This window comes from Ruegeria sp. HKCCA6837 (assembly GCF_013034475.1).
Classification (GTDB): domain Bacteria; phylum Pseudomonadota; class Alphaproteobacteria; order Rhodobacterales; family Rhodobacteraceae; genus Ruegeria.
In genome coordinates, this window is the sequence record NZ_WQGD01000010.1 from 166,516 (window position 1) to 182,293 (window position 15,778).

At 57.4% G+C, this 15,778-nt stretch carries 18 protein-coding genes; 6 read left to right on the plus strand and 12 right to left on the minus strand.

Features of this window, described 5'->3' with window-relative positions; translation table 11 throughout:
• Positions 1–34 precede the first annotated feature (34 nt).
• Both GOV91_RS15105 and GOV91_RS15110 read left to right on the plus strand, forming a co-directional pair.
• Positions 35–877, plus strand: coding sequence for a TIGR00730 family Rossman fold protein (locus GOV91_RS15105; protein WP_171095729.1), 843 nt, complete (start codon positions 35–37; stop codon positions 875–877).
• A 3-nt stretch (positions 878–880) separates the two neighbouring features.
• Positions 881–1,978: a cystathionine gamma-lyase gene (locus GOV91_RS15110; RefSeq protein ID WP_171236125.1), complete on the plus strand. Its 1,098-nt coding sequence runs from the start codon at positions 881–883 to the stop codon at positions 1,976–1,978.
• Here GOV91_RS15110 and GOV91_RS15115 read toward each other — a convergent pair whose 3' ends face one another.
• A complete protein-coding gene (locus GOV91_RS15115) occupies positions 1,979–2,362 on the minus strand; it encodes a hypothetical protein (protein WP_171095725.1) in 384 nt (127 codons plus the stop codon).
• A gap of 160 nt (positions 2,363–2,522) precedes the next feature.
• On the opposite strand from GOV91_RS15115, the gene GOV91_RS15120 reads away from it, so the two are divergent.
• From GOV91_RS15120 to GOV91_RS15130, 3 genes are all read left to right on the plus strand, one after another.
• Positions 2,523–3,443 carry a DnaJ C-terminal domain-containing protein gene (locus GOV91_RS15120; protein WP_171236126.1) on the plus strand — a complete coding sequence of 307 codons (921 nt, stop codon included), beginning with the start codon at positions 2,523–2,525 and terminating at the stop codon, positions 3,441–3,443.
• The gene (locus GOV91_RS15125; RefSeq protein ID WP_171236127.1) at positions 3,440–3,778 is read left to right on the plus strand and encodes a hypothetical protein; all 339 of its coding nucleotides are present in this window, start codon (positions 3,440–3,442) and stop codon (positions 3,776–3,778) included. Before GOV91_RS15120 ends, GOV91_RS15125 begins: the two co-directional genes overlap by 4 nt.
• Positions 3,779–3,841: 63 nt before the next feature.
• Entirely contained in the window at positions 3,842–5,500 is a 1,659-nt protein-coding gene (locus GOV91_RS15130; protein WP_171236128.1) for a U32 family peptidase, read from the plus strand.
• Between the two features lie 6 nt (positions 5,501–5,506).
• Here GOV91_RS15130 and GOV91_RS15135 read toward each other — a convergent pair whose 3' ends face one another.
• From GOV91_RS15135 to GOV91_RS15150, 4 genes are all read right to left on the minus strand, one after another.
• Entirely contained in the window at positions 5,507–6,088 is a 582-nt protein-coding gene (locus tag GOV91_RS15135) for a cytochrome P460 family protein (protein WP_254440687.1), read from the minus strand.
• A gap of 328 nt (positions 6,089–6,416) precedes the next feature.
• Positions 6,417–7,604 (minus strand): 23S rRNA (adenine(2503)-C(2))-methyltransferase RlmN, encoded by a 1,188-nt coding sequence (gene rlmN / locus GOV91_RS15140; protein WP_171180392.1) that lies wholly within the window; start codon positions 7,602–7,604, stop codon positions 6,417–6,419.
• Positions 7,605–7,779: 175 nt separating this feature from the next.
• Positions 7,780–7,947, minus strand: a complete 168-nt coding sequence (locus GOV91_RS15145) for a hypothetical protein (RefSeq protein WP_171180394.1) — start codon at positions 7,945–7,947, stop codon at positions 7,780–7,782.
• A 168-nt stretch (positions 7,948–8,115) separates the two neighbouring features.
• The gene (locus GOV91_RS15150) at positions 8,116–8,652 is read right to left on the minus strand and encodes an invasion associated locus B family protein (RefSeq protein WP_171180396.1); all 537 of its coding nucleotides are present in this window, start codon (positions 8,650–8,652) and stop codon (positions 8,116–8,118) included.
• Between the two features lie 178 nt (positions 8,653–8,830).
• Here GOV91_RS15150 and GOV91_RS15155 point away from each other — a divergent pair, with 178 nt between their 5' ends.
• Positions 8,831–9,829, plus strand: coding sequence for an asparaginase (locus GOV91_RS15155; RefSeq protein WP_171236130.1), 999 nt, complete (start codon positions 8,831–8,833; stop codon positions 9,827–9,829).
• A 5-nt stretch (positions 9,830–9,834) separates the two neighbouring features.
• Here the strand turns inward: GOV91_RS15155 and GOV91_RS15160 are convergent, their stop codons facing one another.
• The 7 genes from GOV91_RS15160 to GOV91_RS15190 form a co-directional block, all read right to left on the minus strand.
• Positions 9,835–10,155 carry a YciI family protein gene (locus GOV91_RS15160; RefSeq protein ID WP_171236131.1) on the minus strand — a complete coding sequence of 107 codons (321 nt, stop codon included), beginning with the start codon at positions 10,153–10,155 and terminating at the stop codon, positions 9,835–9,837.
• 22 nt (positions 10,156–10,177) lie between these two features.
• Positions 10,178–10,606 carry an SRPBCC domain-containing protein gene (locus GOV91_RS15165; protein WP_171236132.1) on the minus strand — a complete coding sequence of 143 codons (429 nt, stop codon included), beginning with the start codon at positions 10,604–10,606 and terminating at the stop codon, positions 10,178–10,180.
• Positions 10,594–10,923 carry a helix-turn-helix transcriptional regulator gene (locus tag GOV91_RS15170; protein ID WP_171236133.1) on the minus strand — a complete coding sequence of 110 codons (330 nt, stop codon included), beginning with the start codon at positions 10,921–10,923 and terminating at the stop codon, positions 10,594–10,596. Before GOV91_RS15170 ends, GOV91_RS15165 begins: the two co-directional genes overlap by 13 nt.
• A gap of 42 nt (positions 10,924–10,965) precedes the next feature.
• Positions 10,966–11,844, minus strand: a complete 879-nt coding sequence (serB, locus tag GOV91_RS15175; protein ID WP_171236134.1) for a phosphoserine phosphatase SerB — start codon at positions 11,842–11,844, stop codon at positions 10,966–10,968.
• Positions 11,845–11,879: 35 nt separating this feature from the next.
• Positions 11,880–12,608: a metallophosphoesterase family protein gene (locus GOV91_RS15180; protein ID WP_171180408.1), complete on the minus strand. Its 729-nt coding sequence runs from the start codon at positions 12,606–12,608 to the stop codon at positions 11,880–11,882.
• Positions 12,609–12,729: 121 nt separating this feature from the next.
• On the minus strand, positions 12,730–14,325 hold the full coding sequence (gene serA / locus GOV91_RS15185) for a phosphoglycerate dehydrogenase (RefSeq protein WP_171180410.1): 1,596 nt from the start codon (positions 14,323–14,325) through the stop codon (positions 12,730–12,732).
• A gap of 99 nt (positions 14,326–14,424) precedes the next feature.
• A complete protein-coding gene (locus tag GOV91_RS15190) occupies positions 14,425–15,579 on the minus strand; it encodes a phosphoserine transaminase (RefSeq protein WP_171236135.1) in 1,155 nt (384 codons plus the stop codon).
• Positions 15,580–15,778: the final 199 nt, after the last annotated feature.

Consider the following 15,778-nt stretch of genomic DNA (forward strand, 5'->3'; position numbering starts at 1 on the left):
GTTTCATGAACACGCAAGCAGGGATCGATCACCTATGAGAGAAGACCGCCACAATCCGTTCCGCGACGCGCAGACCGACCGCTCGACCGCGAGTGAGGTTCCGGACACGCCGCAGACGCGTTCACCTGCCTATCGCCTTGCCTTTGCCGATGACGAATTCTTGTGCCGGGACGAATTGCGCCCGGTGCGTCTGCAACTGGAATTGCTGAAGCCCGAGATGATCATGACCGAGCGCGAGATCACCTCGACCATTGTGATGTTCGGCGGCGCGCGCATTCCGGAACCGTCGCAGAAACACACGGCGCGAACAGAGACTTTGGCCGGGTTGTCACAATATTACGATGAGGCGCGTGAGTTCGCGCGGCTAATGACCGAAAAGTCAAACGAAACCGGATGCCGTGAGAACGTCATCGTCACCGGCGGTGGTCCCGGTGTGATGGAGGCCGGAAACCGTGGCGCGCAGGACGCGGGTGGGTGTTCGATCGGCTTGAATATCGTGCTGCCGCATGAACAGGCGCCGAACCTCTATGTGACGCCGGACCTCAGCTTCAACTTCCATTACTTTGCCATTCGCAAGATGCATTTCCTGATGCGCGCCCGCGCCATCACCATCTTCCCCGGCGGTTTTGGCACCATGGATGAACTGTTCGAATCCCTGACCCTGATCCAGACCGGGCGGATGGACCGCGTGCCCTTCCTGCTGTTTGGCCGCGAATTCTGGGAAAAGGTCATCAATTGGGAAGCGCTGGCCGATGCCGGCACCATCTCGGACGAAGACCTCGACCTGTTCCGCTTTGTCGACACTGCGCAAGAGGCGGTCGAGATCATCGAGAACTGGGAACCCGCCCCGCCCCGCGACGAAATTCCGGGGCGCTGAGCTATGGCTTCTAAAACCGGAGAGATGCTGCACCTGCGCGGCAACGCGTTGAACGCCGGTGAGCCGGTAACCCTGCCACTGACCCAAAGCAGCATGTACCACCTGCCCGGCGTGACGGAAGGTTTGCGCACCTATGGCCGCGTCGACAACCCAACCTGGGAGCATCTGGAACATGTTCTGGCCCATCTGGAGGAAGCGCCCTGCCTGACATTCCCTTCGGGGATGGCAGCGATCTCGGCAGCGTTGTTCGCGACCCTGAAGGCCGGATCACGCCTGCTGATCCCGTCGGACGGGTACTACGTGACACGCCTGCTGGCGGATCGTTTCCTTTCAGGTCTGGGCGTGACCGTTGAGGAACGACCCACTGCCGCCTTTACCAACGGCGGTTTTGACGGGTTCGATGTTGTCTTTGTAGAAAGCCCCTCGAACCCCGGTTTGGATACGATCGATCTGGCAGTGGTTGCTGAACAGGCGCGCGCCGCCGGGGGAGTGACCATTGCCGACAACACGACGATGACCCCGCTGGGTCAACGCCCACTGGAACTGGGCATTGATGTGGTTGTCTCGTCAGATACCAAGGCGATGGGCGGGCATTCCGACATGCTGATGGGCCATGTGGCCTGCCGCAACAAAGATATTATGGAACGGGTCGAGGAATGGCGAAAAGTGTCTGGATCAATCCCCGGCCCACACGAGGCATGGCTGCTGCATCGCGGGCTGGAAACGCTGGATGTACGCTTTGACCGTATGTGTACCTCGGCACAGGTATTGGCCGAACGATTGACGGCACATCCCGCAGTGAAACAGGTCCGCTATCCAGGTCTGCCGGGCGATCCATCCCACAAACTGGCGCAGGCACAGACGGCACGCTTCGGGTTTCTGCTGTCCCTGACACTGGAAAGTGAAGAGAAAGCCGAAGCCTTCATCAACGATTGCCGTCTTCTTCGCCCCGCGACCTCGTTCGGGGGCGTCCACAGTTCAGCCGAACGTCGCGCGCGATGGGGCGACGATGTCGATCCCGCCTTCATCCGCCTGTCCGTCGGATGCGAACCTGTAGAAGAACTGTGGCAAGCCATCGAGGCCAGCCTGAACGCGCTGTGATTACTTCTTGGCTTCGCGCAGTTCTTTGAACACGTAGATCGGCAGCACAACGCTGGCGATCAGCGCCCCCAGCCAGACCAACAGCGTTGCTCCCAACAGGTTCGCAACTCCACCTACGGTCAGCCCAGCGGTTATCAGATCAGTCACCAACAGGCCTACAAAGGTCACGATCAAAGCAATCCCGCCCTTCAGCGCAGGCGCTTTCTTTTCACCCAGCTTCAGGATCAGGGGTTCGGCAATCAGCTGCACCACGGTGAAGACGATTACAACGACGATGAAAGAGATCGGCTTGATCGCAAATCCTGACAGTATCAGCGAGGCAAGCAACAACCCAATGGCATTCCCCGCCAGCAAGGCCAAAGCCGATTTAATTCTACGCGACATGTGACGATCTCCGTCAATCAACAATTAGAAACATGCAGATGTTAACAGACCTGCAGGATTTTACGAGGCAATTCAATCGCCTCTTCCTTTTGACCCGTTGAAATCGCATGGTAGAAGACATTCATCAAGATCAGACCTGTCCCTGAGCCATGAGTGTGAGATGAGCGACGATCCCTATTCCGTTCTTGGCGTGGCCAAAGACGCCAGCGCCGCCGAGATCAAGAAAGCCTATCGGCGCATTGCCAAGGAATACCATCCGGACCTAAAGCCCGGTGATGCCGAGGCTGAGGCAAAGTTCAAAGCTGCCGCCTCCGCATACGATCTGCTAAAAGACCCGGAAACCCGCGCGCGTTTCGACAATGGCGAGATTGACGCCTCGGGTCAGGAACGCCCGCAACAGCAGTATTACCGTGAATATGCCGAAGCCGCTGGCAACCCGTATCGCGGACGTCAGGCAGACCCGGACGACATGTCCGACATCTTCGCCGAATTCATGCGCGGGCGCGGCGGGTTTGGCGGCCAGCGCGGCCATGAGTTTCACGCGCCGGGGCACAACCTGAACTATTCGCTGCAGATCAGCTTTCTGGATGCCGTGTTCGGTGCCAGTCAGAAACTGACCTTGCCAGACGGCGACCGGATCGAAGTGAAGATCCCGGCTGGAATTACCGAGGGTCAAACCATCCGCCTGAGGGGCAAAGGGGCCCCGGGATATGGCGAAGGCCCTCCGGGCGATGCTCTGGTAACTGTTTCGGTGGCCAGTCATCCGGTCTTTGATCGCCACGGCGACGACATCCATATTACGCTGCCCATCACGATTGACGAGGCCATACTGGGTGGCAAAGTCCCAGCTCCGACCATCGACGGTGGCGTGAATGTCAGCGTACCGGCGGGCACCAGCAGCGGCAAAACCCTGCGATTGCGGGGCAAGGGTGTCAAAAAACGCGGCTCGTCCGAGCGTGGGGATCAGTTGATCGAACTGACCGTCTCGATGCCCGAGAAAATCGATGACGATCTGAAACAGTTCATGGAGACCTGGCGCGAGACGCACAGCTACGACCCGCGGAAAGGAATGCCGTCATGACCTTGACCGAGAAGGAACTGATCGAAACCGTCGCCCGACTGACCTCGGACCGACTGACCGAGTATCTGGCGGCAGAGATTGTGATCCCCGAACAATCAGCCCAAGGGCTGATCTATCACAGTATCGACGTCGCCCGTCTGGAACTAGCCTGCGAGTTGCACGAACAGTACGACATGGAGGCAGATGCGCTGTCGATGATGATCTCGCTGATTGATCAGATGCACGGGCTACGGGCCGAACTGCGCGAGGTTCTGAACGCGGTCGAGGCTCAACCCGAACCGGTGCGTCAGCAACTGGTTGAAGTGATCGGCACAGCGCGGTTCAGTCGCAGATAACGGGCTTTTGGACTCGACCCATTTGGCGTAGAAGGCCTCCTTGATCCTTTGCCAGGTGGCTCTATGACCCAGTCCCGATCCGAATTGCTGATGCCCGCGGGCAATCTGCGCAAGTTGAAGCTCGCCATCCTGTACGGCGCAGACGCAGTGTATCTGGGCACGCCCGACATGTCGTTGCGCACGAAATCCGAGTTCTCGCTGGAAGAGGTGATCGAAGGGGTTGAGTTCTGCCACAGCCATGGCCGACGCGCTTATCTGACGCTGAACCTGTTTTCGCATAACAAAGACATCCCGAAACTGGATGAGTACATCGACACGGTGCGCAAGGTGCAGCCAGACGGGCTGATCATAGCCGACCCCGGTGTGTTCCAATATGTCCGCGAACGCGCACCCGAACTGCCGCTGCATATCTCGACCCAGGCCAATATCTGTTCGTGGCTATCGGTGAAGTTCTGGCAGGATCAGGGCGCTGAACTGGTGGTTCTGGCACGCGAAGTCTCGTACCCCGAGCTTGTGGAAATCCGCGAGAAGTGCCCTGACATCAAGCTTGAGGCTTTCGTCCACGGTGCGATGTGCATGACCTATTCAGGTCGTTGCCTGCTTTCGAACTTTATGGCCGAACGCGGGGCGAACCAGGGCAATTGCGCCAATTCCTGCCGCTGGAACTATGGCCTGAAACTGCGCCTGAAGGACGGCACGCATCAGGAACTGCGCATCACCGACGAAAACGCGGACCTGTTTGAATTCCTGCTGGAAGAAGGCTGCCGCCCCGGTGATTTGATGCCAATCGAAGAAGATGATCGCGGGTCATACATCCTGAACTCCCGCGATCTGTGCATCATGCCCAAGCTGGATGAATACCTGAAGATCGGTGTCGACAGCCTCAAGGTCGAAGGGCGCGGTAAGTCGGAGTATTACGCCGCCATCGTTGCGCGGGCGTATCGGATGGCGATCGACGACTACAATGCCGATCCTGAGAACTGGGATCCCAGACCATATATGCGCGAACTGGAAACCGTAGGAAACCGCGGCTACACGCTCGCCTTCCACGAAGGACGTCTGACCAACTACGCGCATGACTATGAACACACCGCTTCGATCGCGCAGTGGGAGTATGCGGGGATTGTCACCGAAGTGACTGAAGACGCCTTTCTGGTCGAGGTGAAGAACAAGCTGGAACCGGGCGACGTGTTGGATTTTGTCTCGCCTATCTCACGCGATACGGTTCTGCTGCGGGTCTACGATTTCGAACGCGCGTCTGACGGCAAGCGGCTGGATGTGGTGCATGGCAGCACGAAGACAGCCATCCGGCTGCCTTTCACCCTGTTCGATCACGAAGACATTGACGATCTTCGCGCGCGCTTCCCGGTTTACTCGGTTCTGCGCAAGGAACGCGCCCTGACCGATGAACACTGGAGCCGCATTCGTTTCGACAAACTGGTGCAAGGGCTGGAAACCACTGGCCGTGACAACCCGACGGCTTATGCCCGTCGTCGCGACGAACTGGTCGAAAAGATCGGCGAGGATGGCAATGAACGCCGTTTCAAGACCAACCGTATCGGCACCGAAGGCTGCTGTGGCAAGGGGTGTAACGGGTGTCTGATCTTCTGGCAGGATGAGAAATATGCGCTGGCTCGAGAAGTTCTGTCAAAACGCAAACAAGGCGAACAACTCAGCCGCCGCGAGGCGACGGAACTGAAGCTGCCAGGCGAACCGGCCTGATCCGGTTCATTCGCTCTTGCGATACTCTTCCGGCACATAAAACGTGTAGTCTCGATCCGCCACCTGTTCGTGACAGACATGGCAATACGCGACTTCACCGGCGCGGTCACCCAAGGTATCGCCAAACACCGAACCGTCTGGCAGGACCATGATATAACGCCAATCCGCTGTATCCGGGTTCGCCCCGTTTGCCAGTTTCTCCATTATGAACATGGCACCTGGATGTATGCGCCCTTCATCCGTCACCGTCATGCTGTCCTTGGCAAGGACCGAACCCATTGGTAGTTCCTCGCCTTCCTGCAAAATCGCATAGTTATGAGCCATGCGATTGGCATAGCTGTTCACAAAACGCTGGCCATGAGTTGCCGAAATATATGGCGCATCGTTGAAAAGCGGCCAGCTTTGGTAGTTGAGTATCAGGTCCAGTTGTGCCGCCGCATAACCACGCGCCATGCGACGGTTCAGCGAACGGTAGTGCTTCAAAGCCTCGTCCTTGCTCAGCTCAGCAGGGTTTTCGATCGCGATATGAGCATTTTCGCTGTCGGCAAAAACCAAACTTGAACTTGCCGCAAACGCAAAGGCAAACAAGATTGCTCCGAAAAGGTTAGTGTTAGTAAAGCTTGTGTTCATAATATTGGCCCATCTGAAAATCAGTTCGCCTGAGCACCGCCTGACAGCACCGGTTTAGTCTAGCGACCTCGCAATAACTTGCCAGCTCTGGCCCGGTCCGCTCACCACCTTGTGCATGGATTTGAAAAGGGCCATGCTAGCGATGAACACGGGAAACATAGCAAATTATGCATATTGTTTCAGCACCTGAAACATTAAGTTTACAAGTACACTTATGGCGTGCAGGTGGCGACCGAAAACACTTGATGCGCGATACAACCGACCCGGTCGGACGCCGGCGGAAACTCTATCGGCTCAACCCTGTTTCGGCCTCGATCTGTTTGCGAGACTTGCGAGCGCGTTCGGTTGCCGATTTCAACTGACCACAGGCCGCCATGATATCCTCACCGCGCGTCTTGCGAATGGGCGATGCATAGCCCGCGTGGTAGATGATATTCGCAAAAGCCCGGATACGGTTGTTCGAGCTGCGCTTATACGGCGCGCCGGGCCATTCATTGAACGGAATCAGGTTGATCTTGGCCGGGATGTTGTAACGCTTGATGTGGTCGATCAGGCGGTGTGCATCCTCATCACTGTCGTTCACGCCATCCAGCATCACATATTCAAAGGTGATCCGTTCGGAGTTCGACGCATTGGGATAGCTGGCCAGCGCCTGTAGCAATTCTTCGATGTTCCAACGCTTGTTAATCGGCACCAGCACGTCGCGGGTCTCATCCGTGGTGGCATGGAATGAGATCGCCAGCAAACAGCCGATTTCCTCAGCCGTGCGCGCGATTTCGGGCACGACGCCAGAGGTCGACAGCGTGATACGGCGGCGCGACAGGGAAATCCCTTCGGGATCCATGGCGATTTTCATCGCATCACGGACGTTTTCGAAATTGTAAAGCGGTTCGCCCATGCCCATCAGAACGATGTTCGACAGCAGGCGCGTTTCATCCTTGGGCGCACCGGGGGTGGGCCATTCGTCAAGATCATCGCGGGCCATCATGATCTGACCAACGATCTCGGCCGCAGTCAGGTTGCGCACCAGTTTCTGGGTGCCGGTATGACAGAATGAACAAGTCAGCGTGCACCCGACCTGAGACGAGATGCAAAGCGTGCCGCGATCCTCTTCGGGGATATAGACGACCTCAACCTCATGCCCGCCTGCGATACGGCACAGATACTTGCGGGTGCCATCCTCAGAAACCTGGCGGGTCACAACCTCGGGGATTTCGATCACGAAATTCTCGGCCAATTGTGCGCGGTAGGCTTTGGCCAGGTTGGTCATCTCGGCAAAGTCTCGCACACCCCATTGATAGATCCACTGCCAGATCTGACCGGTGCGCATCTTGGCCTGCTTTTCCGGCGTGCCGTGCTCGATCAGAACAGCGCGCAGCTGGTCGCGGGTTAGCCCGACAAGGTTGATCTTTCCCTCGGGCAGTTTGCGAGGGAGGGTCAGGACATCTTGAGTGATCGGCGCTTTGGGCGACATTTTGGGCTCTCTGAGGCGTATCTCGAAAGATTCTGGCTTGGGATGCGCCTCTATATAGGAACCTGCGCAAAGATCAAAAGGATTCGTCACAATTGGCGGGTATGCATGGAAAAGCCACAGTAACACAGTCACTGCGGCCATTGTCTTGTTTTAATCCGTACGGATCAAAGCCCGCTTAGACACCTGCCGGCGGAATGTAGCAATCTTCGGCGTCCAGAGTCTTAACCGGGTCTTCCGGGCCGCACTGTTCGCCAGTCACCGGATATGTCTCACCTGTGTTTTCACAAGCGCTTAGCACCATGGCCGAGATCATCATCAGCGCAGCAAGAAATTTGTTCAGCATCGGGGCAACTCCTTCGTTTCCTCTGAACTATTTAGTTCAGAAAGTGCGAGGGCTTACTTTGATACGGATCAAGTGCGGGCGCGGACGTCGCGTAATGCTGGCGCGCCGGACAGCATCAAAAACAAAAGCCCCGCCATACCGACGGGGCCTGCACCGAAATACGCTGACTTAATTAGTGCAGCGTTGCTTCGCGTCGTCAATTGCTGCGGTAAAGCCCAGTAACGAGAAGGTGTCTTTCGTCTGCGTCCCGCGTTCCGAGCGGGCCGTCAGAACAGCCTCGTTCCCGCGCTTCATCGCTTCGATCACTTTGGGTTCCTGCCCTTGAGTCGAAGGCCAGGCCCATTCGCCATCAGTAATGAATTCGAATTCGGCGTCGTCGATCTTGACGTTGACGGTCGAACCCGCCGCAAAGGGATAGCCGCCGGTGAACGACACTGTTCCGTTCACGTCATCGCCTGGTCGAAACACCACAAACAGCAAAATGTCGCTACGCCGCACAGAAACCACGCGACCACCGCGGGTGTTAACCGTTTCGTCCGGGGTTGCGACGCTCCAGCATTCAGTGGGGTCTTCTTCAACAAAGACGCTCCAATCTGTCTTGACCGCAACACGGTTGGTGCTGCTGGCCTGCTGAGCGATTGCAGATGTCGCGACGGTCCCTGCCACAGACAGGCCCGCGATCACACGAACGAGCATTGATCCCATTTGTCCAGCCTCCTAGCTCGACCCATACCTCAAACCCATCGAAATTGGCTGCGAACCCTTCCGGCCCGTCTATTCCGTTGCGCATTCCGATGATTGCCGACATACACACACTAACGCAGGTTTCGCCACAGGCGAAAGGGCGATTGGCAGATTTTTGCGCATAATTTCGGAGGTCCAGATGACGCAGCCCATACCCATGACAGAACTGTGGCGTGGTGCTTTGCTTGAGAGTTTGCATCTGGGCCACGCGGTGATCTGCGATGACAGCGGCCAAATCGTCCGCAGCTGGGGCGATCCGCAAGCGGTGATCTACCCAAGGTCCTCAGCCAAAATGATTCAGGCACTTCCACTGGTCACGTCGGGTGCCGCGGCGAAATACGGCTTGAACAGCGAACATCTTGCGCTGGCCTGCGCCTCACACAACGGTGCCGCGATCCACACCGATCGTGTAACAGCATGGCTGGATCACCTGGAGCTGACCGAGCATGATCTGCGCTGCGGCCCACAGGAACCAGCAGATACAGCAGCTCGCGATCGGCTGATTTTAGCTGACGACACGCCTTGCCAGATCCACAACAATTGCTCGGGCAAACACTGTGGATTTCTGACATTGGCTCAGCACATGGGCGCAGGCCCGGAATACCTTGAAATCGACCACCCGGTGCAACAAGCCTGTCTGTCAGCCATTGAAGAAACCACCGGAGAGACCAGCCCGGGATATGGCATCGACGGCTGTTCCGCTCCAAATTTCGCGATCTCGCTGGCGGGATTGGCACGGTCGATGGCGTGGTTTGCCAGTGCCGCAGACCGGTCGGATCGCTCCTCTGATGCTGCGGCACAACTGGTTGCGGCAATGGTCAAGCACCCCGAGCTGGTGGCCGGTGAGACCCGTGCCTGCACCGAGCTGATGCGCGCCATGAATGGCCGCGTCGCCATCAAAACCGGGGCCGAGGCCGTGTTTGTGGCCATCATACCCGAAAAACGCATGGGCGTTGCGTTGAAGATCACCGACGGCACCACCCGCGCAAGCGAATGTGCGATTGCCGCGATACTGGTCAGCCTCGGCGTGCTGGAGGCCGATCACCCGGCCACCCGCAAATTCATGAACGCCACGCAATACAGCCGGCGCGGGCTGGAATGCGGCGTGATCAAACCTGCGCCGGGCTTCCCCGGCTAAGGTCCTCACATCTCGATCTCATGCACCTCGGCCACTTCGACCGAGCCTGAACCGTTGACGACCATTGGACAACCCTTGGCCATGGCGGTCGCTGTGTCGATGCTGTCGGCCTTGATCACCGTAAAGCCCGAGGCCGGGTTCGCACCGCCGTTGTCAACGACCCCGCTGTTGGTGACGGTATAGGACTGGCCCACCGGGTTGCCGGGGATTTCCAGCGCCTCACCCATGTCCTGAAACCAGGCACCCCAGGCGGCCATAGTCGCCTCAATCTCGGCGGGGTCGGTTGGGGTGTGGCCCCCATGATATACAAACAAAAATTGGGGCATGTCGCTCCTCCCTGATGAAAATCTATTTGCAAAGTGCTTCGAGTTTACGCAGCGAAGATATCCAACCCTGATTGTGGTTCGCTGCCGCTTCGGCATCGGCCAGTTCTCGGTGATCCAGTGTCAGTCGTGATCCGGTGTCGGTTGCTGCGACCGACAAAGTCACGTGGCTTTCGTTGCCGCGCTGGTCCTGATCATCATGCCAGCCCCATGTGAAACCCACTGATTTAGGTGGATCGACATGGGTCACAAGGCCTGAAACCTTGTATCGTTGGCCCTCGCCATTCTCCATCACCGAATACCATGGGCCTGTTCGCGAAAAATCCAGATTGTGTTCGGGCACGTGCATCCCTTCGGGCCCCCACCATTGCAGCAACCTGCTGCCGTCACTGATCCATGCGAACAAGTCTTCAGGGCTAACGGGAAAGTCCCGTTCCAGTTTCAGGTCGGCCATGAATTCTCCCTTTCGATAATTTCGCTCAAACGATCGAGGCTGCTTTCCCAGAATTGGCGCTTGGAAATGGTCCAATCGGCAATCAGCCGCAGCCCCTCGGGTCGGACAGAATACATCCGCTGCGTGCCTTGGACGCGCTGTTGCACCAGCCCTGCCTCTCGCAAGACCTTTAGGTGGCGCGAAATCGCAGCACCCGATACGCCGCGACCTTCGATCAGGTCACCGGCGGGCAGTTCACCCTGTTCCATCAATTGTTCAACAATCGAGAATCGGGTGGCGTCAGACAGTGCTGAAAAGGCGGTCAGAAGCGTGCTCATGACCACTATTTAACACAAATGTTAAATAAAAGATAGCCTCGGTTATTCCTCGGCAAAGTCAGCGCGGCTGTACCCTTGCAGGTAAAGCAGCGCCGTCAGGTCACCGTGATTCACACGCACGTCGCATTGGGCGGCAACTGAAGGCTTGGCATGAAGGGCAACTCCGGTTCCGGCCCGGCCCAGCATTCCAAGGTCATTTGCTCCGTCGCCAACAGCCATTACGTCATTTTCAGACAGCTCAAGCCGGGCAGAGATCTGTTCCAGTGCTTCGATCTTGGCCTGCCGTCCCAAAATGGGGCGCGCAACATCGCCCGTCAGTTTCCCGTTTTTAGCCAACAGCGTATTGGCCCGGTTTTCATCAAACCCCAGCAACTCTGCCACCCGTGCCGTAAAGGCTGTGAACCCGCCGGATACCAACGCCGCATGGGCACCGTTCGCCCGCATCGTGGCCAGCAATGCCCTGCCACCCGGCATGAGGGTGATCCGTTCGTTCAGAACTTTGCCAATCACGCTTTCATCCAAATCCTTGAGCAATCCGACCCGTTCGATCAACGCCCCCTCAAAGTCCAGCTCTCCGTTCATGGCACGGGCAGTGATGTCCTTGACCCTGTCTCCAACACCGGCTTCATCCGCCAGTTCATCGATGCATTCTTGCTGAATCATCGTGCTGTCCATATCAGCCAGCAGCATCTTTTTGCGCCGCCCATCCGCAGGTTGCACGATCAGGTCGACACCCATGCCCTGCAAGTCCGCCCAGACGTCCCAGCGATTGTCGGGCATGTCGCTCAATTCAAACTCTAGCGCCTCATCAGGGCTGAGCCAGATGACATCCCCGCCGCCCCACGCGTTGCGCAGCGACTCAGGCAGGGCGCGGTCCAGCGAAGGCGCTGCAGGATTGGTCAGCAAAGTTGCGACATACATATTCAATCTCCAATGTCGTGCCTGCGTCAGGTGGTTTAAGGCGTCAATGGGATACGGCCCCGTGCCGTCAATTCCCAACAAGTCTGCCCTTCGAATACGGCCACACCCACCTGACGCCCATAGCCCGCACCTGTATCCAGGTTGACGCGATTTCCATAATGCGTGGCCTTATCCACTGGCGTGTGACCATGCACGATCAGCTTGGGATGCGGACCTCGATGGTTGTGAAAAACCTGCCTGATCCAGACCAGATCACTTGCGCGTTGTTCATTGAGCGGCACGTTCGGGCGGATACCGGCGTGAACAAAGGCAAGCTCGGGCGTCTGGTGCATCAACGCCAAATCGCGCAGGAAGGTCAGGTGAGACTTTGGCACCGCCCCCTTCGCCATCCGGTGCAAGTCTTCCAGCCGGATTTGACCTTCAAACTCCACCCCGTAACTGCGCAAAGTCTCAATCCCGCCTAACCGATCATGCAGCCAGTGGTACCCCACGAGCAGATGCGGATCGTGGCGTGGGGTGTCTTCCATGAACCAGGCAAACATCCGGTCGTGATTGCCCAGCAGGGTGATCCAGTTCCGACCTGCATAACGCCCGGCGATCAGGTGATCGATCAAGTCCCGGCTATCGGGACCGCGATCCACGTAATCACCCAGAAACACAACCTGAGCATCAGGTCCGCCGTCACTTTGGATCAAAGACAGTGCGCGCTCCAGTTCAGCCACCTGTCCGTGCAGATCACCGATTACATAGACAGGCTGTGTCATAGACATCCTCCGCCGGTAGTGCTCAGCACGCTTGTGCCCCAGATTGCGGTTCCAGAGAACAAAGGACCCGGGTCTTTTCAAAACCGGGCCCTGAACTGTTTCTCAAACTCAACAGGCCGCGTCAGGCGACATCAAACACCAATGGCTTGATTTGCGTGAACAGACCCGTTTCCGCCAGCTTGGCGCGGGCCTCGGCTGGAACCGGTTCGTCTACGTAAAGCAGCGCAATGGCTTCACCGCCTGCCTCGGAGCGACCAAGGGTAAAGTTGGCGATGTTGACGTTGTTCTCACCCATGGTCTGACCCAATGCACCGATGATGCCCGGCACATCTTCGTTGGTCGTGTAAAGCATATGGGCGCCGATCTCGGCATCGATATTGATGCCCTTGATCTGAATAAAACGCGGCTTGCCGTCGCTGAACACAGTGCCCCCGATCGAACGCTCGCGCTTGTCGGTCACGACGGTGACTTTGATATAGCCCTCAAACGCGCCCGATTTGTCCTGATTGGTGGTCGAGATTTTGATCCCACGCTCTTTCGCGACAACCGGGGCTGAAACCATGTTCACCTCGGGGTTGAACTTTTTCATGATCCCCGCGACCACTGCGCAGTTTAGCGCGGCAAGGTTCATTTCAGCGGCCACACCATCGTAAAGGATGTTGATCGCCTTAACAGGCTCATCCGTCATCTGACCAATAAAGCCGCCAAGATGCCCGGCCAGCTTGATCCAAGGCCCCATGACCTTGGCCTCTTCCGCCGTCACGCTGGGCATGTTCAGCGCATTCTCGACCGCGCCTGTCAGCAAATAGTTCGAGATCTGTTCGGCCACCTGCAACGCCACGTTTTCCTGCGCCTCGGTCGTTGCCGCACCAAGGTGCGGTGTACAGACCACGTTGGGCAGGTTGAACAGCGCGTTTTCCTTCGCCGGCTCTTCGCTGAACACGTCAAAGGCTGCTCCGGCGACGTGTCCGGATTGCAGCGCTTCGGCCAGAGCGTCTTCGTCTACCAGTCCACCACGGGCACAGTTGATGATACGAACCCCCTTCTTGGTCTTGGCGAGGTTCTCGCGGCTCAGGATGTTGCGGGTCTGATCAGTCAGCGGTACGTGCAGCGTGATAAAGTCGGCGCGCGACAGCAACTCATCCAGTTCAACTTTTTCCACGCCCATTTGCGCGGCTTTCTCTTCGCCCAAATAGGGATCATAGGCGACGACCTTCATCTTGAGTCCAAGGGCGCGTTCACAAACTATGCCACCAATGTTCCCTGCACCAATAACACCGAGGGTCTTGTTGGTCAGCTCGATCCCCATAAACTTGGACTTCTCCCACTTGCCTGCATGGGTCGAGGTAGAGGCCTCGGGGATTTGCCGCGCCACGGCAAACATCATCGCAATCGCGTGTTCAGCGGTCGTGATCATGTTGCCGAACGGCGTGTTCATTACGATCACACCTTTCTTCGAAGCCGCATCCTTGTCGATATTGTCCGTGCCAATACCAGCGCGGCCAATGACCTTCAGCTTGTCGGCTTTCTCCAGGATCGTCGGTGTGACCTTGGTGGCCGAGCGGATGGCAAGACCGTCATACTGACCGATCACTTCGGCCAACTTGTCTTTATCCTTGCCCAGATCAGGCATGAAATCCACGTCGATGCCACGATCACGGAAAATCTGCACGGCGGTTTCGCTGAGCTTGTCAGATACGAGTACTTTGGGGGCCATTTTCTCTGGTCCTTTGAAGAATTCTGGGGGTTGGCGGGCTGAAGCCCGCCCTACGATTTCAAATGTGAGTAGGCCGGGCTTCAACCCGGCACCGGGTCATCAGGCAGCTTCGGTTTGCGCTGCGATCTCGGCCTCGAAGGCCCAGGCCAACCAAGGCAACATCGCCTCGATATCCGAGGTCTCAACCGTACCGCCGCACCAGATACGCAGACCCGCAGGCGCGTCGCGATAGGCACCGATATCCAATGCGATATTCTCGACCTCCAACCGTTTGGCCACAGCCTTGGCAAAAGTCGCACCGTCCTGAATGCGTGCATCGGTAAACTTCAAGCACACAGATGTGTTCGATTGCGTCGCCGCATCCTCGGCCAGATTGGCGATCCAATCATTCTTCGCACAGAACGTATGAACCGCATTGGCATTGGCATCAGCACGGGCGATCAGCCCTTGCAACCCACCGACCGAGCGCGCCCAGTCCAGAGCAAACAGATAATCCTCAACCGCCAGCATCGAGGGCGTGTTGATGGTGGCGCCGGTGAAGATACCTTCGATCAGCTTGCCGCCTTTGGTCAGACGGAAAATCTTGGGCAGCGGCCATGCAGGCGTGTAGCTCTCCAGCCGTTCAACCGCACGAGGGCTCAGGATCAACATGCCGTGGGCCGCTTCGCCACCCAACACTTTCTGCCAGCTAAAGGTGGTGACATCCAGCTTGTCCCACGGCAGGTCCATCGCAAAAGCGGCGCTGGTCGCATCACAAATTGTCAGGCCCTGACGGTCGTCGGCTATCCAGTCGCCAGTGGGAACCCGCACGCCCGAGGTTGTTCCATTCCAGGTGAACACCACGTCATTGGCGAAATCGACCGAAGCCAGATCCACGATCTGCCCGTAATCCGCCGTTTTCACTTCGGCATCGATCTTCAGCTGTTTGACCACATCTGTGACCCAACCGGACCCAAAGCTTTCCCAAGCCAGCATCTCGACCTTGCGCTCACCCAGCAGCGACCACAGCGCCATCTCAACCGCGCCGGTGTCCGAGGCGGGAACGATGCCGATTTTGTAATCCGCCGGAATGCCCAGCAGCTCACGCGTGCCTTCAATGGCCGCTTTCAACTTATCCTTGCCAACAGCGGCCCGGTGCGAACGACCCAACGCAGCATCGGCCAATTTAGTCAGATCAAATGTAGGGGGTTTGGCACAGGGGCCCGAGGAAAAACGCGGATTTGCCGGCCGCGCTGCCGGTCGTTCAATCGTCATCTGTATTACCCTTTCAGATACACGCCCCTCGTTGGGGAGGGGTGTCCCACGCACAGAGGTATGGGGCCTTTGCACCTGCAGCAAGCGGAAAAGACACTTCGTCAGTCGAAAACGACATCTGAAAAGGCTACAAATCGGAACGCGAGTTTCCGATTGGCGAAAACCCCGCCTATGTTTTGGCGGGGTTTTGTTATGGGTT